Annotated in this window: 24 protein-coding genes; 15 read left to right on the forward strand and 9 right to left on the reverse strand. The window is 33.4% G+C overall.

Going from position 1 to position 25255, the window contains the following annotated elements; all coding sequences use genetic code 11:
* Positions 1–82 precede the first annotated feature (82 nt).
* The 4 genes from GON26_RS18020 (at position 83) to recQ (ending at position 5227) form a co-directional block, all read left to right on the forward strand.
* Positions 83–1486 carry a type III PLP-dependent enzyme domain-containing protein gene (locus GON26_RS18020; RefSeq protein WP_160376166.1) on the forward strand — a complete coding sequence of 468 codons (1404 nt, stop codon included), beginning with the start codon at positions 83–85 and terminating at the stop codon, positions 1484–1486.
* 97 nt (positions 1487–1583) lie between these two features.
* Positions 1584–2552 carry a deoxyhypusine synthase family protein gene (locus GON26_RS18025; protein ID WP_160376167.1) on the forward strand — a complete coding sequence of 323 codons (969 nt, stop codon included), beginning with the start codon at positions 1584–1586 and terminating at the stop codon, positions 2550–2552.
* 7 nt (positions 2553–2559) lie between these two features.
* Positions 2560–2964 carry a DNA primase gene (locus GON26_RS18030; protein WP_160376168.1) on the forward strand — a complete coding sequence of 135 codons (405 nt, stop codon included), beginning with the start codon at positions 2560–2562 and terminating at the stop codon, positions 2962–2964.
* Between the two features lie 154 nt (positions 2965–3118).
* A complete protein-coding gene (gene recQ, locus GON26_RS18035) occupies positions 3119–5227 on the forward strand; it encodes a DNA helicase RecQ (RefSeq protein WP_160376169.1) in 2109 nt (702 codons plus the stop codon).
* A gap of 75 nt (positions 5228–5302) precedes the next feature.
* Here recQ and GON26_RS18040 read toward each other — a convergent pair whose 3' ends face one another.
* The 4 genes from GON26_RS18040 to GON26_RS18055 form a co-directional block, all read right to left on the reverse strand.
* Positions 5303–5818: a DinB family protein gene (locus GON26_RS18040; protein WP_160376170.1), complete on the reverse strand. Its 516-nt coding sequence runs from the start codon at positions 5816–5818 to the stop codon at positions 5303–5305.
* 20 nt (positions 5819–5838) lie between these two features.
* A complete protein-coding gene (locus GON26_RS18045) occupies positions 5839–8424 on the reverse strand; it encodes a phosphoenolpyruvate carboxylase (RefSeq protein WP_160376171.1) in 2586 nt (861 codons plus the stop codon).
* A gap of 93 nt (positions 8425–8517) precedes the next feature.
* Complete coding sequence (locus GON26_RS18050) at positions 8518–8997, reverse strand: Lrp/AsnC family transcriptional regulator (protein WP_007805990.1); 480 nt, start codon at positions 8995–8997, stop codon at positions 8518–8520.
* Between the two features lie 77 nt (positions 8998–9074).
* On the reverse strand, positions 9075–10229 hold the full coding sequence (locus tag GON26_RS18055) for a M14 family metallopeptidase (RefSeq protein ID WP_160376172.1): 1155 nt from the start codon (positions 10227–10229) through the stop codon (positions 9075–9077).
* Positions 10230–10541: 312 nt separating this feature from the next.
* On the opposite strand from GON26_RS18055, the gene GON26_RS18060 reads away from it, so the two are divergent.
* Positions 10542–11000, forward strand: a complete 459-nt coding sequence (locus GON26_RS18060; protein ID WP_160376173.1) for a helix-turn-helix transcriptional regulator — start codon at positions 10542–10544, stop codon at positions 10998–11000.
* An 83-nt stretch (positions 11001–11083) separates the two neighbouring features.
* Here GON26_RS18060 and GON26_RS18065 read toward each other — a convergent pair whose 3' ends face one another.
* Positions 11084–11635 carry a 1-acyl-sn-glycerol-3-phosphate acyltransferase gene (locus GON26_RS18065; protein WP_160376174.1) on the reverse strand — a complete coding sequence of 184 codons (552 nt, stop codon included), beginning with the start codon at positions 11633–11635 and terminating at the stop codon, positions 11084–11086.
* A gap of 65 nt (positions 11636–11700) precedes the next feature.
* Here GON26_RS18065 and GON26_RS18070 point away from each other — a divergent pair, with 65 nt between their 5' ends.
* The 6 genes from GON26_RS18070 (at position 11701) to GON26_RS18095 (ending at position 16610) form a co-directional block, all read left to right on the forward strand.
* Complete coding sequence (locus GON26_RS18070; RefSeq protein WP_160376175.1) at positions 11701–12366, forward strand: spermidine synthase; 666 nt, start codon at positions 11701–11703, stop codon at positions 12364–12366.
* A gap of 11 nt (positions 12367–12377) precedes the next feature.
* Positions 12378–13055 carry a peptidoglycan DD-metalloendopeptidase family protein gene (locus GON26_RS18075; protein ID WP_160376176.1) on the forward strand — a complete coding sequence of 226 codons (678 nt, stop codon included), beginning with the start codon at positions 12378–12380 and terminating at the stop codon, positions 13053–13055.
* A gap of 6 nt (positions 13056–13061) precedes the next feature.
* A complete protein-coding gene (locus GON26_RS18080; protein WP_160376177.1) occupies positions 13062–13541 on the forward strand; it encodes a hypothetical protein in 480 nt (159 codons plus the stop codon).
* 136 nt (positions 13542–13677) lie between these two features.
* Positions 13678–14202, forward strand: coding sequence for a hypothetical protein (locus GON26_RS18085; RefSeq protein ID WP_160376178.1), 525 nt, complete (start codon positions 13678–13680; stop codon positions 14200–14202).
* Positions 14203–14254: 52 nt separating this feature from the next.
* Positions 14255–14725 (forward strand): nuclear transport factor 2 family protein, encoded by a 471-nt coding sequence (locus GON26_RS18090; protein ID WP_160376179.1) that lies wholly within the window; start codon positions 14255–14257, stop codon positions 14723–14725.
* A gap of 142 nt (positions 14726–14867) precedes the next feature.
* Positions 14868–16610 carry an APC family permease gene (locus tag GON26_RS18095; protein WP_160376180.1) on the forward strand — a complete coding sequence of 581 codons (1743 nt, stop codon included), beginning with the start codon at positions 14868–14870 and terminating at the stop codon, positions 16608–16610.
* 315 nt (positions 16611–16925) lie between these two features.
* Here the strand turns inward: GON26_RS18095 and GON26_RS18100 are convergent, their stop codons facing one another.
* On the reverse strand, positions 16926–18413 hold the full coding sequence (locus GON26_RS18100) for an aminotransferase class V-fold PLP-dependent enzyme (protein ID WP_160376276.1): 1488 nt from the start codon (positions 18411–18413) through the stop codon (positions 16926–16928).
* Positions 18414–18592: 179 nt separating this feature from the next.
* Between GON26_RS18100 and msrA the strand changes: the two genes are divergently transcribed.
* Together msrA and GON26_RS18110 are read left to right on the forward strand one after the other, a co-directional pair.
* Positions 18593–19126, forward strand: a complete 534-nt coding sequence (gene msrA / locus GON26_RS18105) for a peptide-methionine (S)-S-oxide reductase MsrA (RefSeq protein WP_160376181.1) — start codon at positions 18593–18595, stop codon at positions 19124–19126.
* A 135-nt stretch (positions 19127–19261) separates the two neighbouring features.
* On the forward strand, positions 19262–20830 hold the full coding sequence (locus GON26_RS18110) for a protein adenylyltransferase SelO (protein ID WP_160376182.1): 1569 nt from the start codon (positions 19262–19264) through the stop codon (positions 20828–20830).
* 76 nt (positions 20831–20906) lie between these two features.
* Here GON26_RS18110 and GON26_RS18115 read toward each other — a convergent pair whose 3' ends face one another.
* On the reverse strand, positions 20907–21875 hold the full coding sequence (locus tag GON26_RS18115) for a YpdA family putative bacillithiol disulfide reductase (protein WP_160376277.1): 969 nt from the start codon (positions 21873–21875) through the stop codon (positions 20907–20909).
* Positions 21876–21883: 8 nt separating this feature from the next.
* Positions 21884–22354: a CYTH domain-containing protein gene (locus GON26_RS18120; RefSeq protein ID WP_160376183.1), complete on the reverse strand. Its 471-nt coding sequence runs from the start codon at positions 22352–22354 to the stop codon at positions 21884–21886.
* Between the two features lie 194 nt (positions 22355–22548).
* On the opposite strand from GON26_RS18120, the gene GON26_RS18125 reads away from it, so the two are divergent.
* Positions 22549–23457: an OmpA family protein gene (locus tag GON26_RS18125; protein WP_160376184.1), complete on the forward strand. Its 909-nt coding sequence runs from the start codon at positions 22549–22551 to the stop codon at positions 23455–23457.
* 18 nt (positions 23458–23475) lie between these two features.
* Entirely contained in the window at positions 23476–24033 is a 558-nt protein-coding gene (locus tag GON26_RS18130; protein WP_160376185.1) for a hypothetical protein, read from the forward strand.
* Between the two features lie 43 nt (positions 24034–24076).
* On the opposite strand, the gene GON26_RS18135 is transcribed toward GON26_RS18130, so the two are convergent.
* A complete protein-coding gene (locus tag GON26_RS18135; protein ID WP_160376278.1) occupies positions 24077–25123 on the reverse strand; it encodes an o-succinylbenzoate synthase in 1047 nt (348 codons plus the stop codon).
* Positions 25124–25255 lie beyond the last annotated feature (132 nt).

Genomic DNA, 25255 nt, shown 5'->3' on the forward strand with positions numbered 1-25255 from the left:
ATTTGCCAATATTAGGGTTTGAATTTAAGATTTAGTATCGTTTTCTAAATTTAAAATCATTTTCTAAAATATTGACAAATAAATGAATACAAAATATTCTGACTTAATAAATCAAACATACTATTTTCCGCAAGAGGAATTTAAATTAAATAAAGACAACCTTCTTTTTCATAATATCGATTTAATGAAACTGGTTGAGCAATATGGTACACCATTAAAATTCACCTATTTGCCACAGATTTCTGAAAACATAAACAAGGCAAAAGCCTGGTTCAGAAAATCGATGGAAAAGAACAAATACGAAGCAAAATATTACTATTGTTATTGTACAAAAAGTTCTCATTTTGAATACATAATGAATGAAGCTTTCAAAAATAATATTCACGTAGAAACTTCTTCGGCTTTTGATATTAATATTGTTGAGAATTTATTAGAAAACGGTAAAATCAACAAAAGCACTTATGTAATTTGTAATGGTTTCAAAAGAGATGAATACATTAGCAATATTGCAAGATTAATCAATAACGGACATAAAAACACGATTCCGATTATTGATAATTATGAAGAATTAGATTTGCTTCAGGCAGAAATTAAAGGAAAATTCAAAATTGGAATCCGTATTGCTGCTGAGGAAGAGCCTAAATTTGAGTTTTATACCTCAAGATTAGGAATTGGATACAAGAATATTGTGTCATTTTATAAAAAACAAATCCAGGAAAATGATAAATTAGAGCTAAAAATGCTTCACTTTTTCATTAATACCGGTATCAACGATACAGCGTATTACTGGAACGAATTGGTAAAATGTATTAAAGTATATATTGCGCTTAAAAAGGAATGCCCTACTCTGGATGGTTTGAACATTGGTGGTGGTTTCCCGATTAAAAACTCTCTTGCTTTTGAGTACGATTACCAATATATGATTGATGAAATTATCAATCAGATTAAAATTGCATGTGATGAGGCGGAAGTAGATGTTCCTAATATCTTTACAGAATTTGGATCTTTTACAGTAGGTGAAAGCGGTGGCGCAATCTACCAGATTTTGTATCAAAAACAACAAAATGACAGAGAAAAATGGAATATGATCGACTCGTCTTTCATTACCACTTTGCCAGATACCTGGGCAATAAACAAACGTTTTATCATGCTGGCAGTAAACCGTTGGAATGATACTTACGAGCGGGTTTTATTAGGAGGATTGACTTGTGATAGTGACGATTATTACAACTCAGAACAAAATATGAATGCTATTTATCTGCCTAAATACAACAAAGAAAAACCATTGTATATTGGTTTCTTTAATACCGGAGCTTATCAGGAAACAATTGGAGGATATGGTGGTTTGCACCACTGCTTGATTCCGCAGCCAAAACACATTTTGATAGATCGTGATGAAAACGGAATTTTAGGAACTGAAGTTTTTTCAGAACAACAAACTTCTGACGATGTATTGAAGATTTTAGGATATACAAAAAAAGTATAAAAAAAAACGGGCACATTAAAAATTACTATTTATAAAATTCTTAATTTGCAGTAACATCTAAAAGGTTAAAACTTTTAATTCAAAAAAAAAAAAAAAAATGAAAGGACCAATCAGTCAGTTTATTGAAAAGCATTATTTACACTTTAATTCTGCTTCTTTAGTTGACGCTGCCAAAGCGTATGAACAACAATTAGCAAATGGTGCTAAAATGATGGTAAGTATGGCTGGAGCAATGAGTACAGCTGAAATTGGAAAGATTTTTGCCGAAATTATTCGTCAGGATAAAGTTCAGATTATTTCGTGTACAGGAGCTAATCTTGAAGAAGATATTATGAACTTAGTTGCTCACTCCCACTACGAAAGAGTGCCTAACTATCGTGATTTGACACCAGAAGACGAATGGGCGTTGCTTGAAAGAGGACTAAATCGTGTAACTGACACTTGTATTCCTGAGCATGAAGCGTTTCGTCGTTTGCAAAAACATATTTATAAGATCTGGAAAGATGCCGATGATAATGGAGAGCGTTATTTTCCGCATGAATTCATGTATAAAATGTTGTTATCAGGCGTTTTAGAAGAATATTACGAAATTGACTTAAAAGACAGCTGGATGTATGCTGCTGCTGAGAAAAATTTACCTATTATTGTACCAGGATGGGAAGATAGCACCATGGGTAATATTTTTGCTTCTTATGTAATAAAAGGAGATTTGAAAGCATCAACCATGAAATCAGGAATTGAGTATATGACTTTCCTTGCCGACTGGTATCCTAAAAATAGCACAAACGGAATTGGATTCTTTCAAATTGGTGGTGGTATTGCTGGAGATTTCCCGATTTGCGTAGTGCCAATGCTGTATCAGGATATGGAGATGCATGATATTCCATTTTGGAGTTATTTCTGCCAGATTTCGGATTCAACAACCAGTTATGGTTCGTATTCCGGTGCAGTTCCTAACGAAAAAATCACTTGGGGTAAATTAGATATTAAAACTCCAAAATTTATTATTGAGTCGGATGCTACCATTGTTGCTCCGTTAATTTTTGCCTATTTATTAGATTTATAGAATATTTATGAAAAGAGTTATAGTTGACTACGCTAAACTTACCAACGAAATTTTAAACCTTTTGGTAGAAAAATTTCCTGATGGTTATGATGATTCGGATGTTATCCGTTTTAGAAATGCTAAAAACGAATTGATCGAAGCTGTTGAAGTACGTACTGAAGACACTATTTATTTAGTAAAAATTAGTACTAAACTTGCTGACAGAATCGAAAATTACGATGAAGATGATGATATCGATCTTGATGTTGACACAATCGAACCAGTAAAAGGTCTTGATCTTGAAGATGATAGTGACGACGATGACGATGATGATAATCTTGACAAGCCAGATGTTGATGGTGGAGATGACGAAGACGATGAAGATAAAGAAGACATAGCTGATGAAGATGATGATGAAGACGATGAAGATTAATTTTTCTCATTCAAAATAAACTAAAGGAACTCGACATGGGTTCCTTTTTTTATTATTTTACACATTAGATTTTCTCAGTTAATCATGTCTATTTTAATCTAAATTTATTATTTTTATTATTTGAAAGAAATTACTTATTTAACATACTAGCCACATGACATCAGAAATATTACATGCCAAACTAAAAGAAAATTTCGGTTTCGAGAAATTTAGACCCAATCAGGAAACCATAATCAATACCATTCTTTCCGGACAGGATACATTGGCCATTATGCCAACTGGTGGAGGAAAATCTATTTGTTTTCAATTACCCGCATTGGTTTTACCAGGAATTACCATTGTCATTTCACCATTGATTGCCTTGATGAAGGATCAGGTTGACAGTTTGAAAACTAATGGAATATCAGCCTGTTATATCAACAGTAGTCAGTCCAGTCAAGAACAGCAATATTATATTGATAATTTAAAATCGAATAATTTTAAGTTAGTTTATATTGCTCCTGAAAGTTTGTCGTATTTAGATGTTGCATTCAATGAATTGACAATCAGCCTGATAGCAATTGATGAAGCGCATTGTATTTCTTCCTGGGGACATGATTTTCGTCCGGCTTATACCAATTTAGGATATTTAAAAAGCCGCTTCCCTTCTACTCCGGTCCTGGCGCTAACCGCAACGGCAGATAAAGCAACACGAACAGATATTATCAAACAATTAAATCTTAAAAACCCTAAAACTTTTGTAGCTTCTTTTGATAGAGCCAATTTAAGCTTAGAAGTTCGTCCAGCTTTAGATCGTGTAAAACAAATTATTGATTTTGTCGAAAAAAAGCCAAACGAATCCGGAATCATTTATTGTTTGAGTAGAAAAACTACAGAAGAACTGGCCGATAAATTACAGAAAAAAGGTATTAAAGCAAAAGCATATCATGCAGGCTTAGAGAATAAACTGCGTGCAAAAACACAGGATGAATTTATAAACGATGATTGTCAGGTGGTTTGCGCCACTATTGCTTTCGGAATGGGAATTGATAAATCGAATGTTCGTTGGGTGATTCATTATAATTTACCAAAAAATATCGAAGGGTATTATCAGGAAATTGGTCGTGCTGGTCGTGATGGTTTGGCTGCCGAAACGGTTTTGTTCGAAAGTTACGCTGATGTGATTCAGTTACAGAAATTTGCTTCTGAAGGTTTGAACGCTGATGTACAGTTAGCAAAACTGGAACGTATGAAGCAATATGCAGATGCGTTGAGTTGTAGAAGAAAAATCCTTCTCTCCTATTTTGGAGAATTGGTTACAGAGAATTGTGGTAATTGCGACATTTGTAATAATCCTCCCGTTTTTTTCGACGGAACAATTTTAGCACAAAAAGCACTCTCAGCCATTACCCGTTTACAGGAATATGAGCCTTTGGCAGTAATTGTAGATTTTTTGCGTGGCTCGAAAAACGCGTATATCTACGAGAAAAATTATCAAACGCTAAAAACGTACGGAATTGGAGCTGACATATCCTGGTACGATTGGAATCAGTATTTAATTCAATTGATTAATTTAGGATATTGCGAAATTGCCTTTCATCAGCACAATAGAATTTTATTGACTCCTTTTGCAAAAAAAGTTTTGTTTGAAGGTGAAAAAGTAAAATTAACAACAGTCGTTAAAAAAGTAATTGATAAAAACGAAATTAAGGAAGAAAAAACCAAAGTCGCTAAAAATTCACTTTTTGAAATACTCAGAAAATTACGTTACGAAATTGCCAAGGATGAAGAAGTTCCGGCTTATGTAATTTTTAGTGATGCTGCTTTAAGACAAATGGAAACGATTCGACCAATGAGTGAAGAAGAATTTCTTACCATTGATGGTGTTGGAAAAGCAAAGCTCGAAAAATATGGTCAGGAATTTATAGATGCAATTACGTATTATGAAAAAGTAAAAAATACAAAAGCAAAAGCTAAAAAAGAAGGCAACACCTATAAGACAACTTTAGAATTATTTAAAAATGGAATTTCCTTAGAAGAAATTGCGGAACAACGAAATCTAGGTTATTCAACCATAATTTCGCATTTGGCAAAATTATATGTAGATGGCAATGATATCGATTTAAGTCCGTTTGTTTCTGAAAATGAAGTCACACAATTGCACAAAGCACAAATAGAACTGGAGTATCCTACAGCTTTAAAGCCTTATTTTGATTATTTTGAAGAAAAATTATCATACGATAAAATCAGGTTAGGCCTTGCTATTGTTGAAAGGAATAAATAATGGAAAGATAAAACCATATAAGTTAAATAAGTAAAAACTAAAATTCCTTATATAACTTATATGGTTTAAAAAAAATTATAAATATCTTTCCTGAAAAACTTTCTGGTGGTGTTTCTGATGTCCAATAATCACAAACCCTAAAGCTCTTACAGATATTTGAATGTTAGAAGCTGTACCAATTCTTTTTAGTTGTTCATCTGATAAACTTTTGAAAAATAATAAATTAGAATGTCTCAATGCCGACAATTCTGTTAATAAATCCTGAATACTTCGCCCATTTGAGTTAGTACTGTTAGCATAATCATCTTCTTCAAAACTTGGTAAAGCAGTTTTGTCATTTCTTGAAAAACGCAATGCGCGATACACAAAAATACGTTCGCAATCTATAAGATGCTGAATAATATCTTTGATTGTCCATTTGCCTTCAGCATAGCGATAATCAAATTTATCCATCGGAATATTTTGAACAAATTTTATAAAATCATGCAAACTGATTTCTAATTCTTCGATCAGATTATTGTCTCCGGCTTCACGAATGTAATTTGCAAAGCCACCTGAATATTCATTTTCTGATAAATCTTTTGAATACATTTTGTCTGTTTTTTATTGTTTTATGCTGAATTTCTACTTGCGTTTGTATTTCCGAAAAGTGATCGGGTTACGATTTTTTCATACACTTTAATAAGCTCTTCGTTGTTGCTGCTTTCTCTGTTTAATTCATTAATTCTCAACAAAGCATATTGCTGTATTGTCAACAATGGCAGCACAATACGTTCTCTTACCTGAATTGATGCTATACCATCAGGGTAGTTTTCCATAAGTGTTTTATGATCTGCAATTTTCAACAATAAACGTTTTGTTTCTAAAAATTCATCATAAATAATTTGCCAAAATTCACCAAACTCTGGATCTTTTCTCATATAAGAAGTCAATGGGAAAAATGATTTTGCCAATGACATCATGCTGTTTTCAAGAAGTGTTTTGAAGAATAATGAATTGTGATATAAGTTAGAAACTTTATCCCATTGATTAGTATCTTCAAAATGTTTCAATGCTGAGCCTACTCCGAAAAATCCTGGTACATTTTGTTTTAATTGACTCCAGGACCCCACAAACGGAATCGCACGCAAGTCAGCAAAATCCAATTGATCAGATTTACTCCTTTTTGACGGACGGCTTCCAATATTTGTTTTAGAGTAATATTTCAGTGTACTCATTTTTTCTAAATACGGAATAAACTTCGGGTGATTCTTGAAACTCAGGTATTTATTATACCCTAAATCAGCAAGTTGATTCAAAATTACTTTTTCGTCAGCTGTCAATTCGTTTTGTCCTTTACTGAAAACCTGATTGGTAACTCCGGCACTCAAAAGATTTTCGATATTATAACGACAAGAATCTAAAGTTCCAAAATTCGAACTAATTGTTTGTCCTTGTACGGTAATCTGAATTTCATTATTCTCAATTTTTGGCCCTAACGAAGCGTAGAATTTATGTGTTTTACCACCACCACGCGCCGGAGGCCCGCCACGACCATCAAAGAAAATTACATTTACACCATATTTTCTGGACATTTCTGTCAATGATTCTTTAGCTTGATAAATACTCCAGTTCGCCATCAAATAACCACCATCTTTTGTTCCATCAGAGAAACCTAACATAATGGTTTGCTTGTTTCCTCTGGCAACTAAGTGAGCAGCATATTCCGGATTTGTATATAATTGCTTCATGACTTCATGAGCATTCTGCAAGTCATCTACCGATTCGAAAAGCGGAATAATATCAACCGTTGGGTTTTCCCAATTGTTCAAACGAATCATAGCGAAAGTTTCCATTACATTTAATGCACTTTCGTTATTACTGATAATGTATCGATTGGCTCCAAATTCTCCATTGTTTTCCTGAATTGTTTTGATGGCTTGTACAGATTCTAAAGTTGACTTTGTAATTTCATCGTTGAAGTCTGCAGGATTTAAATCTCCTTTCACTTTAGATAAAACAACTAATTTTTCCTCTTCCGATAAATCAAAATAATTTTCCGGGAAAATTTTAGAACCTGAATTCAAATAATGATTCACAATATCTTTAAAAACAACATTATGAATTTTACTATTCTGACGAATATCCAGAGTTGCAAAATGAAAACCAAATAAATTGATTTTTACTAACAAAGCTTCTAGTTCATCTAAATACAAAGACTGATGTTTGTCGATTATGATGCTTCTAATTTTATTTAATTGCGTCAATAATTCTTCCAGAGTAATAAAAATTTCACCTTTAGAATAAAAAACAGAACGATAAAGTTTATGTTCAAGTTCAGACACTAAAGTATCTACACCTGAGAAAGTTAACTTACGTTTTAGGTTTCTCATTTCAATATAATAACACTTCAAAATAGAAGTACGCAAACGTTCGGCTACTTTCAGAGTAATTTCTGTAGTTACAAATGGATTTCCGTCACGGTCACCACCTGGCCAAAATCCAAGTTTGATTAATTGGTTTTGAATGGCCTGCCCCTGAAGTATATTTTTTTGCAAATAATGAACAATCTCTCCAGAAGTAGCATAAAATACATTTTCAAGATACCAAATCAAACTTACCGCTTCATCATACGGATTAGGTTTTTCATTTTGGATAAAAGGAGTTTTTCCTAATTGTGCCAGTAATTGTTTGATTTTAAGCAAATCATTTAAGCGAATAGCAGCGGTCAAATCGTTGATAATTCCTAAAACCGGCCCAGGGTAAAATTGTGTTGGATGTGCCGTAAGTACAGTTCTTACATTGAAATTTTCAAGAAATTCAATTAACTCGTCTCCTTTTTCTTTAGCATCAGACTTCTCTTTTATGTCACGAAGAGACCCACGTCCTTCCATGTTGTTTACGGCAGGAAAAGCAGCATCTTCAATAGCATCAAACAACACAATCTGACGTTCTATGTACTGAATAAATCGGAACATTAAGTCGATTTTTTCGGTCTCAGAAGCGTTATTTAAAAATTTACTTGAGAAAAAATCAAAAATTTCCTTTGGTGTTTCCTGTTTTTTAAACCCTGTTTCGCAAGTTTCAGTAAACAAGGGAAGTAAAACACCTGTATTATCAATAGAATCAAAAGGCAATGTTATAAATACACTATTATAAATGTGGTATTTAGAGAGAACATCTTGATTAAAACGCTCTATTTTAGGCAAAGTGTACATAATTTTTTAAGTAGTTGGTTGGTTAATTAGTCATAAAAAAACCCCAAGAATAAACTTGAGGTATATTTTTTATATAGCATTCAAGAATATTTGTTACATATTTTTAAAAATAGTATGCATCAAACGCTTCTTATCGTTAATACTCTCTTCTAATGAGATCATCGTTTCGGTTCTGTAAACTCCTTCGATGTCATCAATCATAAAAATAACTTCTTTTGCATGCTTAGTATCTTTTGCTCTGATTTTGCAAAAAATATTGAATTTTCCTGTAGTAACAGACGCAACGGTTACGAATGGAATTTGATTAATTCGCTCTAATACAAATTTAGTTTGAGATGTATTATTAAGGAATACCCCTACATAAGCAATAAATGAATACCCTAATTTATCGTAATCCAAGGCCAGTGAAGAACCCATTATTATTCCGGCGTCTTCCATTTTTTTTACTCTAACATGTACTGTTCCAGCAGAAATCAACAATTTTTTGGCAATGTCAGTAAACGGTACTCTCGTATTGTCTATTAACATATCTAAAATCTGGTGATCTACTTCATCTAAACGAAATTTACTCATAATTCTTTAATTAATATTACTAATTGCTATTACAAAGTATAAAAATATATATAAAAAACAACAAATTCACATAAAAATTAACTTTTTATCAAACCGTTAACAAATTTAATATTTTTATCTAAATAAAAATCTGCTTTTTGATCCATTTTCGGAAAATTGGTAAAATCATCTGAATAAGTTGCTCCTTTAGCATCATATTCGTAATGACCGTAATAATTTTCTAATTCGCCTACTTCTACGATGTAAGCATTAAAATGAATCTCATTTTCAATCAATTCTTCTTTGTATTGTGCGACAAAATTCGTAATAATTTCGATACCATCATAATTTATTTTGATATTTTTATACATAAAATCATAAAAAACCACTTTATTTTGTGAAATATTCAAATAATCGTTAATTCTATTATCAACTAAAACGTTTTCGGAAAGCAATTTGAACGCCGAAATAAGTGAGAAAAATATTAATTTTCTGGTTACTTCACGCTGATAATCGTTTGGGAAATGCCCAGCTTCAAACAAAATAGTAGGTGCTCCTAAAAACTGGAAAGTATCTCCCATGCAATTAAAATTGAACGCATCGCTAAATCGGCCAATTTGACCCGAAATATACTCTTTAAGTACATCATTGATGCCTGCGATTAAGTTAATTGCCTTTAAACGTGATTCATTCACCTCTCTTTCTTCGTTGTAAGCAGGAGCTAAAAAGGATAAAGTTGCTGGATTTTTAGTATCACCTACTCCGTAAATGGTACGCTGATCGTGAAGGTTAAAACAGTAGTCAGGTTTAAATTCGGTAAATATTTGGCGTAAAAGTCGGCTCTCAGGCTGTGTTAAATCTTGTGCATCACGATTTAAATCTATCTTATTTGCATTTTCACGAGTATAAAGTTTAGCTCCATCGGGATTTAAAATCGGAATTGCATAAAAAGTAAAGGTTTTGAGCATTTTTTCGGCATACTCAGAACCGCTATTCAATACATTAATAAAATCAAACAATGCTTTGGTGGTTGTACTTTCATCGCCGTGCATTTGCGACCACATATAAATACGCGTTTCTCCTGTACCTATAACATAACTATATATTGGTTTGTCCAAAACAGATTTACCAATAATTTTTACCTGATTGTGGGTGTTTAATTTATCTAATAAAGGCTGAATGTGGTCTAAAGTAATATAACGGCCTTCTATAGATTGTTCTTTGTGTTGCTTAAATAATTCTTCTAAATTCATTGTTTCTTGATTAGTTTACAAAAGTAAACATCTTTGTTTTTACATTTGTAAACTGTAAAAAAGCGAGATAATTTAAAATTGTAAACAGAATTTTAAGGTTAACTACGCTATGAGAACGGTTTTTTATTGCTAAATGTTACGTTTGTTAATTTTAAATGCTAAATAACTGTATTTCAATCACTTAAATATCTTGGCATCTATGAATAAGTTAAGTTAAATACCGCTTAAAACACCTTTTTATTAATTAAAATTGGTTTCAATACTAATTTTAATTACATTTGTAAACAACCGGGTTTTTAAATATAATTTACAATGGTAAACATCGATGATTTTGTAAAAAGGCTTGAAATAATACTGGATTACTACGCATTAAATGCTTCTTCTTTCGCAGATAAAATTGGTGTGCAACGTTCCAGCATGTCTCACCTGCTCTCTGGCAGAAACAAGCCAAGTTTAGATTTTGTCCTAAAAATACTGGATGTTTTTCCGGATGTAGATCTCTATTGGATTTTAAATGGAAAAGGTAGCTTCCCAAAAAGTACCGATGAAACCGTAATTTCGAAAAACAGTACCATTTCAGAAACCAGAAATAAAATCGCTCCTGTTCCATCATTCGAAACAGATACTTCCGATTTATTTTCTACGATTACTAATCAAGTCGATAAAAATAATACACAACTAAAATCTTCCAATATTCCTTTAGAAGAAAATGAAATTGAGAAAATTGTCTTTTTTTATAAAAATGGAACTTTCAAGGTGTACAACCCTTAATTCTAAATTTTCGCGTATTTGAAAAATTTTGAAATTATTTTTGTTTTAAACGATTCTCAGGAAGGACTAAAAACAGCAAAATATTAAATCTGAAATCCATTTTCTGGAATTTTACCTAGCACCCCTTCATAAAACTGCCTGAAAATTTGTAAATCATTTTCGTAATTCCCGCTAGGAAAAAAAGCTTTACCTAATTTTACTGTTTTCTTTCCCCAATCAAAAGCCACCGGAATAATGGGCACATTTGCTTTAAGAGCAATATAATAAAAACCAGTTTTAAGTTCTTTTACTTTTTTTCGGGTTCCTTCCGGCGCAACAGCTAAACGAAAAACTTCTTTTCTTTCAAAAATAGCGGTTATAGAATCTACTTTATTCAATCCCCCTGAACGGTCCAGAGGTTCTCCGCCAACGTTTCTGAAGTAATAACCGAACGGAAACTTAAATAATTCTTTTTTACCAACCCAATTCATTTCTAAACCTGAAATTCCGCGGGTAAAAATTCCCAAATAAAAATCATGATTACTTGTATGCGGCATAACCATCATGACACATTTTTTTACTTCGGCATTTTCAATTCCTTCAATTTTCCAGCCCATCAGTTTAAAAAAGATAAACTTATACAACTCTTTCTTCATTATTTTTTTTTTCTTTATTACAAAATAAAAGATTTAAATACTAAATTTGATTAAAAGCATAAAAAATGATTCAAAAATTTTTCAGTTATATTATTCCAATAAAAATATTTAAAAAAAAATCTGCCCGAAGTAAGGTTATTGAAGTGACCTGGGCAAATGGCGAACTGGTTCTTGATTCAGAAAATACCAATTATTCATACGGAAGCTTACAACGTATATTAAGGTATGGCCTTCGAAATATTGGCTATCAAAATATACTTGATATGAATCATATCCTATTATTAGGAGTAGCTGGCGGAAGTGTTGTTAAGACATTGGTTGATGAAGTTGAATTTAAAGGAAAAATAACCGGTGTCGAAATAGATTCTGAAATGATTAAAGTGGCAAATCAGTTTTTTAATCTTAACAAAATCAATCAGTTAGAAGTTGTTATTGAGGATGCTTTTGAATTTGTTTTAAAAACAAAAGAACAATACGACCTGATTATCATTGATATTTTTGAGGATATTAAAATGCCTAATTTCCTCTTTGAAAGTTTTTTTAGCAATCGGGTTTGCTCTTTATTAAAAAATCAGGGCTTTATCCTTTTTAATACAATGATTTTAGATGAAGCTCATAATATAAGAAACCGAAAATACATTTCTGAAATTAATCCGGAAATGTTTACGACCAAAATGTTGCCTCGTATTGAAGCACATAATGAACTAATTATTATCGAAAAAGTCGCTTAAAACTTAAACCTATGAAACCTCTTGCCTCTATTTTAAAAGCCTTACCTGCAACAAAAGTGATTGATTCTAGTATTGATTATTCAAAATATGTAAGTTTTGATTTATCAGTCAACAATCAGGAATTAATGAATAGTAATCCTGAAAATGCTGCAGATTTTGAAAATTATATCAAAAAATATGTAGCAAAAAATAATGCTGAAGTCGCTTATGGTGGTTATATTGAAGGACGGGATTTATATAAAAGAAGTTCTATTTTTAAAAATAATTCGTTTCCGGAAAGAAATATCCACATCGGAATTGATTTTTGGATAAAAGAAGGAACTCCTGTTGTAGCTCCTCTGGACGGAAAAGTTCATAGTTTTAAAGACAATGTAGGTTTAGGGGATTATGGCCCTACAATTATTTTAGAACACGAAATAGAAAATGAAAAATTTTATACTTTATACGGACATTTATCGTTAGAAAGTATAGAAGTACTCAGTGTTGGTACTTTTTTTAAACAAGGAGAGGTCTTGGCGACAATAGGAAAATCTGAGGTCAACGGAGATTATGCTCCTCATCTGCATTTTCAGATTATAAAAAATATTGAAGATTATTGGGGAGATTATCCCGGAGTTTGCAATATCAATGATTTGAATTTTTACATCGAAAATTGTCCTGATCCCAATTTATTATTAAAAATTACTTAAATAGTTATGAAGAAAGCGGTATTGATTATAAGTTTGTCATTAGTTATGATGGTAGGGTGTAAATCTAAAACAGTTAGTAGAGATACTGATGATTTGAAATTAAAAAAGATTTCTGAATCTGAAGTAAATGCTAATCAGCAAACAAAAGCCTATGAATTAGGAAAGCGCGTTTTAGAAACTTGTAATACCTCAAAATTTAAACCTTTTAACGAAACCGAAGTTACCAAAACGGTTATGGACAACACAACCGAAGAACGTCTTACCAAGACCTGTACAAGGTTCAGACAATATTACGGTAGTTTTATAGATTTAAAATTAGATGGAGTTTACAAAAGTAAAGGAGAAATGATTTATAGATATCATGCTTTATACACCAAAAAAGTGGCAAACAAAGAACTTCGCGTATTTGTTAATGAAGATAATTTAGTATCTGCCATAAAATCAATGGATTGGGATGAAAAATTTGATGCTAAAATAAAGGAGTAAATTTTAATACAGAGAATAACGGATTTTCTCCCAAAGTTTGTCATTTTGCAAGAATTTTTTAAGTTCCTAAAGTTTAATTTTAAATCGAAATAAAAATCCTTATAATAATCTGTAGGTTAAAAATAATCAATAAACTATGAATTTAAAATTACCGTTTTTTTTACTCTTCTTACTATCCACTTTTGCTACAGCTCAGGAAACAATTAGTATCACGGGCTCTAAACCTTATCCTGCTACAGAAAATTTTTTATTTATGTGTGAAAGGTATGCACTGACAGGAGAAGCTTACATTCAGCTGGCAAAAACTGATAAAGGCGGAATTTTAAAATTAACCATTTCAACTAAAAATGATTCGATGAAAATTTCAGGTGGTGTTTACGTCTATCTTGCTGATGGTGATGTGATTGCTTGTGTTGACCGAAATCTCAATGAAACTACAGACGGCAAAACGACAACCTATTATACTTTCACTCCTTCCGAAATGAGCCGACTCAAAAAAACAAATATTCAGTCAATACGATTTAATGTTACGGGTGATTTAAGTAAATTCGGAAACCTTAATGGTAATTACACCGCTGTAAATAAAAAGAATTATTTCTCAACTACTTACGGTGAAACCATTAAAACTTTTGATACTGCAAAACAAATAAGTGTTTTATAAGATATTGTTTATAAAAAATAAATCTTACATTTAGCATCTAATTTTCTTATAAATGAACGCTAACGAAACCTTAATCACTAAATTCTACACCGCTTTTGCAAATGCTGATGCAAAAACCATGAGCGAATGTTACCATCCAAAAGTACATTTTATAGACCCTGCCTTTGGTTTGATAAAAGAAAATCAAGTTTCGGACATGTGGAAAATGCTCATTCTAAAAAGCAAGGGAAACATCAAAATAGAATTTTCAGATATAAAAGCTGATGAATTTACAGGTTCAGCCCGCTGGATAGCGACTTACAATTTTAGCAAAACAAATAGACAAGTTATCAATAAAATTTCGGCCGAATTTACTTTTCAGGATGGGTTGATTGTCAAACACATTGATAATTTTGATGTTTATAAATGGTCCAAACAAGCCTTTGGTCCTATGGGTTATTTATTAGGTTGGACCGGTTTTTTTCAGAAGAAAATTCAGCAGCAAGCCTTATTATCACTTAAAAAGTTTCAGCAAACCAAATAATTTTCATAAATTGAATATTCAAAATTCACTTTGGCAAAATTTCAAAATTTAGCCTGCCTCAATCTACTATAAAATCTTTCAAAAAAGATATTTTGCTTAACAGCCTTTACTATTGAGTGGTGTGTTTTAATCTAAACCAATTATGAAAGAAGCTTTACACAAAAAACTAAACCAATTACAGGCAACGGCAATTTGCGGAAACGATATTAGTTCTTCCTGTCTGTATGTTTCGGCCTTAACCATTTTATACGCAGGGCAATTTGCCTGGATTTCGTTATTGATTGTTGCGCTGGTTTTATTTTTATTCCGAAAAATTTATGGCGAAGTCGTAGGTGCAATTCCCTTAAATGGAGGTGCTTACAACGTTTTATTAAATACTTCCACCAAACGTCTGGCTTCTTTAGCCGCCACCCTAACCGTTTTATCTTATATGGCAACTGCCGTAATTTCAGCTTCCGAAGGCATGCATTATTTGCATAATATGTTCGAAAGTTTAAACATAATTGTGGCCACAATTGTAGTTTTGCTGCTTTTTACAGGATTAGCCATTTTAGGAATTGGCGAATCGGCTTTTGTGGCTGTTTTCATTTTTATTACACACTTAGTTACTTTAAGCTTATTAGTTTTAGCCTCCATTTGGTTTATTTTTAATAATGGTTTAGAAACTTTTCATATCAATTGGGAGTTACCAATAGCATCTGGAAACATCACGACTGCCCTATTTTTAGGTTTTTCTGCCGCAATGCTCGGTATTTCGGGTTTCGAAAGCTCTGCTAATTTTGTCGAAGAGCAGCAGCAAGGCGTATTCCCTAAAACGCTTCGCAATATGTGGGCGATCGTAAGTTTCTTCAATCCTGTCATTGCGCTTTTATTAATCAGTATTATTCCGCTTGCCGAAGTGGGAGAAAATAAAGAATCACTTCTCGCCTATTTAGGACAAACTACTGGCGGTTCCTGGCTTTCCTGGTTAATTTCTATCGACGCCGTTTTAGTGTTATGCGGAGCCGTACTAACCTCATTTGTAGGTGTTTCCGGATTATTAAACCGAATGACTTTAGATCGAATTTTACCCAATTATTTTCTAAAACAAAACAAAAGAGGTTCGCATTACCGCATCGTAATTAGTTTTTTAATCCTTTGTATTTCAGTACTTTTTGTGACCAAAGGTCATTTAGAATCGTTAGCTGGAGTTTACACATTTTCTTTTTTAGCCGTAATGGCCTTATTCGGAATTGGGAATTTATTACTAAAATTCAAAAGAAGAAAATTGCCAAGACCTGAACGCGCCCGAGGTTTCGTGGTTGTCGTTGCCGTTTCGGCAATCATAGCAGCCTTCGTCGGAAATATGGAACTGAATATCAATTCGTTTTACACTTTCCTAAAATACATGGTACCTTCCTTGATTTTCATCGGTATCATGCTCAACCGGGTTTTCCTGATTCGGGTTTTAATCGAAGCTTTAGAATATTTTTATCAGCCGCTACGAAAAGTGGTCATTCTTAGTAATCGGTACCTGCACAAAATGAGTCTCAAAATCAACTCGCAAGAATTTGTGTTTTTCACCAAAGGAGATGATATTGCGATACTAAACAAAGTTTTACAGTACGTTGAAGGTAACGAAACTACCAAAAAACTAAAAATTGTTAATGTAAAAAATGGCCCTGAGTCAAACGAAGCACTAATAAAAGATTTAGAAGTATTAGACCGTGCCTACGACCAAATCGATATCGAATATATTGAAATACAAGGTGTTTTCGGACCCGAATTAATCGATGAATTATCAAAAAAATGGAATATCCCCAAAAACTTTATGTTCATTGGCTCTCCCGGAAACAGATTTTCTTACCGCGTTTCAGATCTTGGGGGCGTGCGTTTGATTATGTAATTTTTTTAGGAGCAGAAAGATATAATTTCTTTAGAAAGAGTTGTCCCGCTTTCGCCTTTATCTCTCCTCCCGATAGCTATCGGGACTTCGAGGATATCGGCTCTATCGGGGCTAAATTAGAAAGTTTTGTAGTTTTTTAGAACGCTATCAAAAAGTCTTTTATTCATTAAAATTACCTTCATTTTTGTCATTCCGTAGGAATCTCTAAACTTGCAAAATCACTTATTAGCTGAGATTCCTACGGAATGACAAACAAATTATTAAAAATTGCTGTAAACAAAAAACCTGTCGGTCTAAATATTTAAAAAAAAAATCCTAAGAATTAAACCATCCAGCCACTAACTCATCCTCAAACGAATTAGCATTTTTATGAATAAATTCGTTGGTGTTTTTATTGTAAGTATAATCCAAAGCCCAGGTTTTATGGTTTTTAGCCAATTCCTTAATTCCTTCGCAAACAAAAGCAATTTCTGCATCAGTCGTTGTTGGGTGAATCGACATTCTGATCCATCCCGGCTTTTTGATCAAATCTCCAATCGTGATTTCATCCACCAGTTTATTCGAAGTTTCCTGATCTACGTGTAATAAAAAGTGTCCGTAAGTTCCCGCACAACTGCATCCGCCACGAGTCTGAATTCCAAATCGGTCGTTTAATATTTTTACACCTAAATTAAAATGCAAATCATCAATAAAAAACGAAACAACACCCAAACGGTTTTTGTGCTGACCCGCCAAAATCTTAATATTTTCTACAGATTCTAATTCATTAAAAACATAATCCACAATTTCGTGTTCACGTTGTAGAATGTTTTCAATCCCCATTTCTTCTTTCAGTTCAATGGCCAAAGCCGTTTTGATAACTTGCAGGAAACCAGGCGTTCCACCATCTTCTCTGTCTTCAATATTATCTACATATTTATGTTCACCCCAGGGATTTGTCCAGCTCACAGTTCCTCCACCAGGACAATCGGGAATCATATTGTTGTATAATTTTTTATTAAAAATCAAAACACCAGAAGTTCCAGGACCGCCTAAAAATTTGTGTGGCGAAAAGAAAATCGCGTCCAGATACGCTTCCTGATCTTCGGGGTGCATATCAATTTCGACATAAGGTCCAGAACAGGCAAAATCTACAAAACAAACACCATTATACTGATGCATCAATTTGGCAGCTTCGTGATAGGGTGTTTTAATACCCGTAACATTCGAACAAGAAGTAATCGAAGCTATTTTTATCGTTCTGTCGTTATACTTTTGAAGCAATAACTCTAAATTATCCAAACAAAAAAGTCCTTTTTCGCAAGACGGAATAATTTCAACATCCGCAATAGTCTCTAACCAAGACGTTTGATTGGAATGATGTTCCATGTGCGAAATAAAAACAATTGGTTTTTTCTCAGCAGGAACTGTAGTATGATTTTTAAGATTTTCAGGGATTTTCAAACCTAAAATTCTTTGAAATTTATTGATAACACCCGTCATTCCAGTACCATCAGTAATCAAAACATCATCCTGATTCGCATTTGTATGTCGCTTGATGATATTTCTGGCATGATGATAAGCCTTTGTCATGGCAGTACCTGACACGGTTGTTTCTGTATGAGTGTTAGCGACAAAAGGACCAAATTCGTTCAGAAGTTTCTCTTCTATAGGGCGATACAATCTTCCGCTGGCAGTCCAATCCGTATAAACGATTTGTTTTTTGCCATAAGGTGACAGGAATTCCTGGTTTACACCAACAATATGCTGCCTAAAATCCTGAAAGTAAGTTTCTAAACTGATGGTACTATTTTTGCTAATCATTACTGTAATTGTGTTTGATTGCAAATATATCGCTTTTTTACAGAATTGCGAATTTATCAAATATAAACTTCAAAATATAAATTACCTTTTAGTATCTTTAACTAAATGGTGATTTTATAAATAAATTATCATAATATTCTATCGGATTTATAGGCTATTAGAACTTAAAAAATAATTATATGAAAAATTTATCTGTGGCAACTTTTGGTGGTGGATGCTTTTGGTGTATAGAAGCTGTAATTCAGCGCTTAAAGGGTATCGAAAGCATAAAATCAGGATATTCAGGAGGTTTTATCAAAAATCCACCGTATCGTGAAGTTTGTACTGGCAGAACCGGACACGCCGAAGTCATACAAGTGACATTCGACCCTGCCATAATTTCATATCACGACCTGATTTTTATTTTTATGACCAGCCATGACCCGACAACGCTTAATCGTCAGGGTGCTGATGCCGGAACACAATATCGCTCTATTATTTTATATCATGATCCAGAGCAAAAAGCAATTGCAGAACAAGTTTTTGAAGAAGTTAAACCTGCATATCCAGACCCTATTGTTACCGAATTGACTCCTTTTGAAGTTTTTTACGAAGCAGAAGAAGATCATCAAAATTACTATAACAACAATCAGGGAGCGCGTTATTGCCAAATCGTTATCGACCCGAAAATACATAAATTGAAAAAAATGTATGCCGATAAATTGATAGACTAAAATTGCTTAGCCACAGATTAAAAGAATTTAAAGAATTATTTTAATTGTGAAAAAAAATAGCCACGAATTCACGAATTTTTATTTCTAGATTATATAAATTATAATTCGTGAATTCGTGGCGAAAAAAAAACTTTCATGAAAAATTTAAAAATAAATAATCGGTTTACTGCCGAATTACCCGCTGATACTGATGAAACTAATGAAGTTCGTCAGGTTAAAGATGCGTTGTTTTCATACGTAAATCCTACTAAACCGTCCAATCCTGAACTAATTCACGCTTCTGAAGAAGTCGCAAAATTGGTCGGAATTTCTGTTGATGAAATTCAGTCAGAATCCTTTTTGAATGTTTTTTCCGGGAAAGAAATTCTTGAAGGAACACGTCCGTATGCCATGTGTTATGCCGGACATCAATTCGGAAATTGGGCAGGACAATTGGGTGACGGTCGCGCGATTAATTTAACAGAAGTTGAACATAATAATGATTTTTTCACCTTACAATTAAAAGGAGCCGGAAAAACGCCTTATTCCAGAACCGCTGATGGTTTGGCAGTTTTGCGCTCGTCCATCAGAGAACATTTATGTGCCGAAGCGATGCATTATTTGGGCGTTCCCACTACCCGATCGCTTTCGCTAATGTTATCTGGCGATCAGGTATTACGTGACGTTTTGTACAACGGAAACCCCGCTTACGAAAAAGGGGCAATTGTAGCCCGTGTAGCGCCATCTTTCATCCGTTTTGGAAGTTTTGAAATGCTCACAGCCCGCAATGAACTCAAAAATCTAAAACAATTTGTTGAATTCAATATCAAATATTATTTCTCTGAAATCAAAGGAGAACCAAAAGAACAATATCTGCAATTTTTCCAAAAAGTAGCTGACACGACGCGTGAAATGATTTTGCATTGGCAGCGCGTAGGTTTTGTACACGGTGTAATGAACACCGATAATATGTCGATTCACGGCATTACGATTGATTACGGGCCTTACGGATGGCTGGAAAATTATGATCCAAACTGGACACCAAATACTACAGATAGTCAAAATCGTAGATACCGATTTGGAAATCAGCCCAAAATTGCACAATGGAATTTATACCAATTGGCTAATGCACTTTATCCTTTGGTAAATGAAGCTGCACCTTTAGAAAAAATATTAGAATCGTTTATAGATAAATTTGACAAAGATTATAAACTCATGATGTTAAATAAATTAGGTTTGTTTACTTCAACCAAATCTGATGGTTCTATTATTGCAGGTTTAGAAGCAATTTTGCAGTTATCTGAAACAGATATGACTATCTTTTTCAGAAATTTAAGTAAAATTAAAAAGTCGGATTCAGTTGAAAGTGCTTTAGAAATTATAAAAGATGCTTTTTATATTCCAGAAGAAATTACAGGTGAAATATTGGAAGCCTGGACGAAATGGTTTGCGATTTACATGGAAAGATTGAAAACTGAAGATCTTTCAGATGAAAGCCGTTCAACCAAAATGAATCTGGTAAATCCAAAATATGTCTTGCGAAATTATATGGCGCAATTGGCTATTGATGCTGCTGATAAAGGTGATTATTCGCTTGTAAATGAATTGTATTTACTTTTGCAAAAACCATACGACGAACAACCAGAATTTGAAAAATGGTTTGCCAAAAGACCTGATTGGGCGCGCTCAAAAGTTGGTTGCTCAATGCTTTCTTGTAGTTCTTAATTTTTTTTTAGCCACAGATTTAAATGATTCTCACAGATTTTTTAATCATTAAAATCTTTTAAATCTGTGGCTAAAATTATTTCGAGATAATATAATCTACAATCATCGAAGCGTGAACACGCGAATTTTCGATAAACCATTTGTGTGTGTGCATTCCTCCGCAAATTACTCCAGCCAGAAACAAACCTTCAACATTAGTTTCCATTGTATCCGGATTATAAGTTGGTGTTTTTAGCTCATCATCAGATAATTGAATTCCCATGTTTTCAAGAAAATTCAAATCTGGTTTATAGCCTGTAAGTGCTAAAACAAAATCATTTCCTATCGTAACTTTTCCGTTTGGCGTTTCAATTTCAACTTCATTTTCTCGAATTTCTGTAATATTCGATTCGAAATAGGCTTTTATACTTCCTTCGGCTATTCGGTTTTCTATATCGGGTTTTGCCCAATATTTTACACGTTTATTAATTTCGTTTTTACGAATTACCATCGTTACATTGGCACCTTTTCTCCAGCATTCCAGAGCCGCATCTACCGAAGAATTATTGGCTCCAACCACCAAAATATTTCGAAAAGCATATTCGTGCGCTTCTTTATAATAATGCCGAACTTTAGATAACTCCTCGCCTTTTACATTCATTTCGATCGGAATGTCATAAAAACCAGTCGCAATAATTACGTTTTTGGCTTCATACGAATTTTTATCCGTATCAATTTTAAAAAGAGCACTTGCTAATTTTTGAACTGCATTTACTCTTTCGAATAAATTGATATTAAAATTAAAATAGCGATGAATATTTCGATAATATTCCAAAGCTTCCTGACGGCCGGGTTTTGGTGCCAGACAATTAAACGGAATATTGCCAATTTCCAGCCTTTCTGCCGTTGAGAAAAAAGTCATGTACAGCGGGTAATTGAAAATACTATTGACAATCGCCCCTTTTTCAATAATTAAATACTTTAATTTTTTCTGCTGAGCCTCAATTGCACAGGCAAGTCCAATTGGTCCTCCACCCACAATTATCAAGTCGTATTGCTGCGTCATATTTTGTTTTATTTCCAATCTTTAAAAGGATTTTTGCTCAAATAAGCGTTATAATAGCGCTCGTCATTGGTTACTTCTTCGCCTAACCAATCAGGTTTATCAAAAGTTTCGGTTTCAGAATTCAACTCTATTTCAGCCATTACCAAACCTTCGTTTTCACCATAAAATTCATCTACTTCAAAAACATGATCGCCGGATTTAATTTCGAAACGTGTTTTTTCGATTTTACCTTTTTCGCATAATTTTAATAATTCCTGAGCCTCGTCAAGCGGAATTTCGTTTTCCCACTCAAAACGTGACATTCCACCCTGATGACCAATTCCTTTAATAGTAATAAAACCTCTCTCGCCTTTGATCCTGATACGAACAGTACGCTCAGGAAGCGAACTCAAATAGCCTTGTGCAATTTTGTTTTGGCGAAAAGCTTCGGTTTTAAACTGGTCTGATTTTACTAGAAATTTACGTTCAATCTCTATCATTTTATTCGAAATTAAATTATACTGCAAGTTACTCAATTATTCTAAGAGTAAAATTTAGATTTTTTCTTATTTAAAATTTAAAGCCTGTATTTAAAATAAAGCTTTTACTTACAATAAATATTAAAATAACTGATTGTTAATGTATTAGGTATTTTATTTTTTGCTAAATTTGATAGAACCTTAACATTTTAACTATGTCTAAAAAAGCACTTTATTTGTTAGGCATTGCAATAACGATTATTCTGGGGACTTTTTTGTATCAGAAATTTTGTTGCAATTGCTGCGAAAAAACACCTGCGATTGGTACTGAAAACACACCAATTGTAACGGTTACGGACATTAATCATGTCCCGTTTGTTCTTAATGGTTCCGGAATTGATTATCAAACCCATGATAATCTTAAGTTCCTGAAAAACAGTTCGGCTATTATTATGCCTGTTAGTGATTCCGTTTCTATAGGTATTGAAAACCTTAAAACGTTTTTAGCGGCAAATCCAAAGCAAAAAGTCACGATAACTGGTTATGCTACTTCTCACGAAACGAATACTACAAAATTTGAAAATCTTGGTTTAGCAAGGGCAAATGATGTAAAAACTTTTTTTGTTTCTAAAGGTTTACCTGAGAATCAATTTGCAACAAAAGGAGTGCTTATTGAAAAATGGCAAATGACTGCCGATACTTTGTTAGGTCCCGCTGAATATACTTTTGAAACAATTAACAACAGTACAGCGACAGATGAGTGGAGTTTATTGAAAGAAAAAATAAACAGTAGTCCATTAATTCTGAATTTCAGTACCAATAAAGCCAGCGAAAATTTATCAGCCGAAGAAAAGCAAAAAGTGGCTGATATTGCAAAATATAGTAATCATGTTACTGACGCTACGATTTTGGTTGTAGGACATACGGATAATGTAGGAAATCGCGATTCAAACATCATTCTGGGACAAAAACGTGCAGAGTTTACAAAAGATTATTTGTCCAAAAACGGTATTGACCCTTCGAGAATTACTACCGAATCAAAAGGTCCGGACGAACCAATTGGCGAGAATACAACCGAAGAAGGCAAGGCCAATAACAGAAGAACCGTCATAACAATCAAATAATTAATAAAATATACTATTATGAATATACCTTGTATCTTAATACCAGTGCTAGTGGGATTAATCTGTGGAATTTTAGGTTACTTACTAGGAAAAATGAACTCAAAAGGCGGAGATGATTCTCTTGCTGTCTCTTTGCAATCTGATTTGGATGCCTGTAGAGCAAATACTAAAAATTTGAATACAAAAATTGCATCTTTAGAAGCCGATTTAGCTGCAAAAGCAAATATTTCAGCTGCTGTTGCTCCTCAAGCGTTTGCAAAAGCAGCTCCGGTAATCTTATTTGACGGTGCATTGGCGGCAACCGTTTTAGGCAAAAAAATAAAAGAAAATGATTTGAAAATTGTGGAAGGAATTGGTCCAAAAATTGAGACTTTGTTTAATGATGCCGGTATCAAAACCTGGAAAGAGTTATCCGAAACAACGACTGAAAAGTTACAGGCAATTTTGGATGCTGCAGGAGAAAATTATGCAATTCATAACCCAAGCACCTGGGCCAAACAAGCCTCACTTGCTTATCAGGGAAAATGGCAGGAACTTAAAGACTGGCAGCAGGGCTTATTGGGTGGAAAAGAATAATTACAACTATTTAACCATAAAAACTGGCTTTATGCCAGTTTTTTTATGCTTTTTCGAGAAAAGTAGAATTCCAGTTTATAGAAGTATTATACCATAATTGTCCTTCTGAAACCTCAAGCGGACAATCGAAATTATTGGTATAAAGTGCTCCTGTTCCTAAACCTTGCGGCATTGGAGAATTTTGCAAATATGTCCATTGTGCGATGGCGTTGAGACCAATATTACTCTCTAATGCCGATGTGATCCACCAGCCAATATTGTGTTTTTCGGCCAACGTAATCCATTCCTGGGTACCTCTGAAACCGCCAACAAAACTTGGTTTCAGAATGATGTATTGTGGTTTGATTTCCTGCAGTAATTTTTCTTTTTCTTCGAATGAAAAAACACCAATCAATTCTTCGTCTAAGGCAATAGGAAAAGGTGTTACTTCGCACAACTGTTTCATGGCCTGAACATTTCCTTTTTTGAGAGGTTGTTCTATGCTATGCAATTGAAATTGATTTAATTGATGCAGCTTATCTAAAGCTTCGTTCAAAGCAAAAGCACCATTGGCATCTACCCGAATTTCGATTTGTTCTGGCGAAAAATGACTTCTAATAAAAGCTAATAATTCTAGCTCTTTCTGAAAATCAATAGCGCCAATCTTGAGTTTGATACAATTAAATCCTTGTGCAATTTTTTCTTCAATTTGCTCTTTCATAAAAGCGGCTTTTCCCATCCAAACTAAACCATTGATAACAATTGATTGAGTATGATTGGTAAAATCGGAAGGAAATAAAAGATATGGATTTTCGCTTTTAAGTGATTGAAAAGCCATTTCAACGCCAAATTGTATGGATGGGAATTCTAATAATGCTCCCCAAAGTTGAGTTTCGCCTAAATGAATATTTTCGCATGTCCATTTAAGTTTTTCTTCGTAATCGTCTCGATCATCGGCACTCAAACCTCTTAAAATACCGCACTCGCCTATTCCTTTTTTGCCGTTTTCTTCCAGAATGATAAACCAGGTTTCTTTTTCGGTCATAATGCCTCGCGACGTTCCGGAAGGACGCTTAAAGGCGAGCATGTATTTGTGGTAAGTTGCTTTCAATACTGTGTGGTTTTTAAAACCATATAAGTTATATAAGTTCATTTTACAAAATATGACTATCCGTTTCTTGTAGCAACCATTGAGAATGGCACACAGACAAAACTGATTTTAACGGATTAACGCTGATTATGT

Source organism: Flavobacterium hydrocarbonoxydans, assembly GCF_009789235.1.
In the GTDB taxonomy this organism is placed as follows: domain Bacteria; phylum Bacteroidota; class Bacteroidia; order Flavobacteriales; family Flavobacteriaceae; genus Flavobacterium; species Flavobacterium hydrocarbonoxydans.

Excerpts from the sequence above, each read along its gene's own strand:
- GON26_RS18020 (WP_160376166.1), top strand. The coding sequence starts at position 83 with ATGAATACAAAATATTCTGACTTAATAAATCAAACATACTATTTTCCG.
- GON26_RS18025 (WP_160376167.1), top strand. The coding sequence starts at position 1,584 with ATGAAAGGACCAATCAGTCAGTTTATTGAAAAGCATTATTTACACTTT.
- GON26_RS18030 (WP_160376168.1), top strand. The coding sequence starts at position 2,560 with ATGAAAAGAGTTATAGTTGACTACGCTAAACTTACCAACGAAATTTTA.
- recQ (WP_160376169.1), top strand. The coding sequence starts at position 3,119 with ATGACATCAGAAATATTACATGCCAAACTAAAAGAAAATTTCGGTTTC.
- GON26_RS18040 (WP_160376170.1), bottom strand. The coding sequence starts at position 5,818 with ATGTATTCAAAAGATTTATCAGAAAATGAATATTCAGGTGGCTTTGCA.
- GON26_RS18045 (WP_160376171.1), bottom strand. The coding sequence starts at position 8,424 with ATGTACACTTTGCCTAAAATAGAGCGTTTTAATCAAGATGTTCTCTCT.
- GON26_RS18050 (WP_007805990.1), bottom strand. The coding sequence starts at position 8,997 with ATGAGTAAATTTCGTTTAGATGAAGTAGATCACCAGATTTTAGATATG.
- GON26_RS18055 (WP_160376172.1), bottom strand. The coding sequence starts at position 10,229 with ATGAATTTAGAAGAATTATTTAAGCAACACAAAGAACAATCTATAGAA.
- GON26_RS18060 (WP_160376173.1), top strand. The coding sequence starts at position 10,542 with ATGGTAAACATCGATGATTTTGTAAAAAGGCTTGAAATAATACTGGAT.
- GON26_RS18065 (WP_160376174.1), bottom strand. The coding sequence starts at position 11,635 with ATGAAGAAAGAGTTGTATAAGTTTATCTTTTTTAAACTGATGGGCTGG.
- GON26_RS18070 (WP_160376175.1), top strand. The coding sequence starts at position 11,701 with ATGATTCAAAAATTTTTCAGTTATATTATTCCAATAAAAATATTTAAA.
- GON26_RS18075 (WP_160376176.1), top strand. The coding sequence starts at position 12,378 with ATGAAACCTCTTGCCTCTATTTTAAAAGCCTTACCTGCAACAAAAGTG.
- GON26_RS18080 (WP_160376177.1), top strand. The coding sequence starts at position 13,062 with ATGAAGAAAGCGGTATTGATTATAAGTTTGTCATTAGTTATGATGGTA.
- GON26_RS18085 (WP_160376178.1), top strand. The coding sequence starts at position 13,678 with ATGAATTTAAAATTACCGTTTTTTTTACTCTTCTTACTATCCACTTTT.
- GON26_RS18090 (WP_160376179.1), top strand. The coding sequence starts at position 14,255 with ATGAACGCTAACGAAACCTTAATCACTAAATTCTACACCGCTTTTGCA.
- GON26_RS18095 (WP_160376180.1), top strand. The coding sequence starts at position 14,868 with ATGAAAGAAGCTTTACACAAAAAACTAAACCAATTACAGGCAACGGCA.
- GON26_RS18100 (WP_160376276.1), bottom strand. The coding sequence starts at position 18,413 with ATGATTAGCAAAAATAGTACCATCAGTTTAGAAACTTACTTTCAGGAT.
- msrA (WP_160376181.1), top strand. The coding sequence starts at position 18,593 with ATGAAAAATTTATCTGTGGCAACTTTTGGTGGTGGATGCTTTTGGTGT.
- GON26_RS18110 (WP_160376182.1), top strand. The coding sequence starts at position 19,262 with ATGAAAAATTTAAAAATAAATAATCGGTTTACTGCCGAATTACCCGCT.
- GON26_RS18115 (WP_160376277.1), bottom strand. The coding sequence starts at position 21,875 with ATGACGCAGCAATACGACTTGATAATTGTGGGTGGAGGACCAATTGGA.
- GON26_RS18120 (WP_160376183.1), bottom strand. The coding sequence starts at position 22,354 with ATGATAGAGATTGAACGTAAATTTCTAGTAAAATCAGACCAGTTTAAA.
- GON26_RS18125 (WP_160376184.1), top strand. The coding sequence starts at position 22,549 with ATGTCTAAAAAAGCACTTTATTTGTTAGGCATTGCAATAACGATTATT.
- GON26_RS18130 (WP_160376185.1), top strand. The coding sequence starts at position 23,476 with ATGAATATACCTTGTATCTTAATACCAGTGCTAGTGGGATTAATCTGT.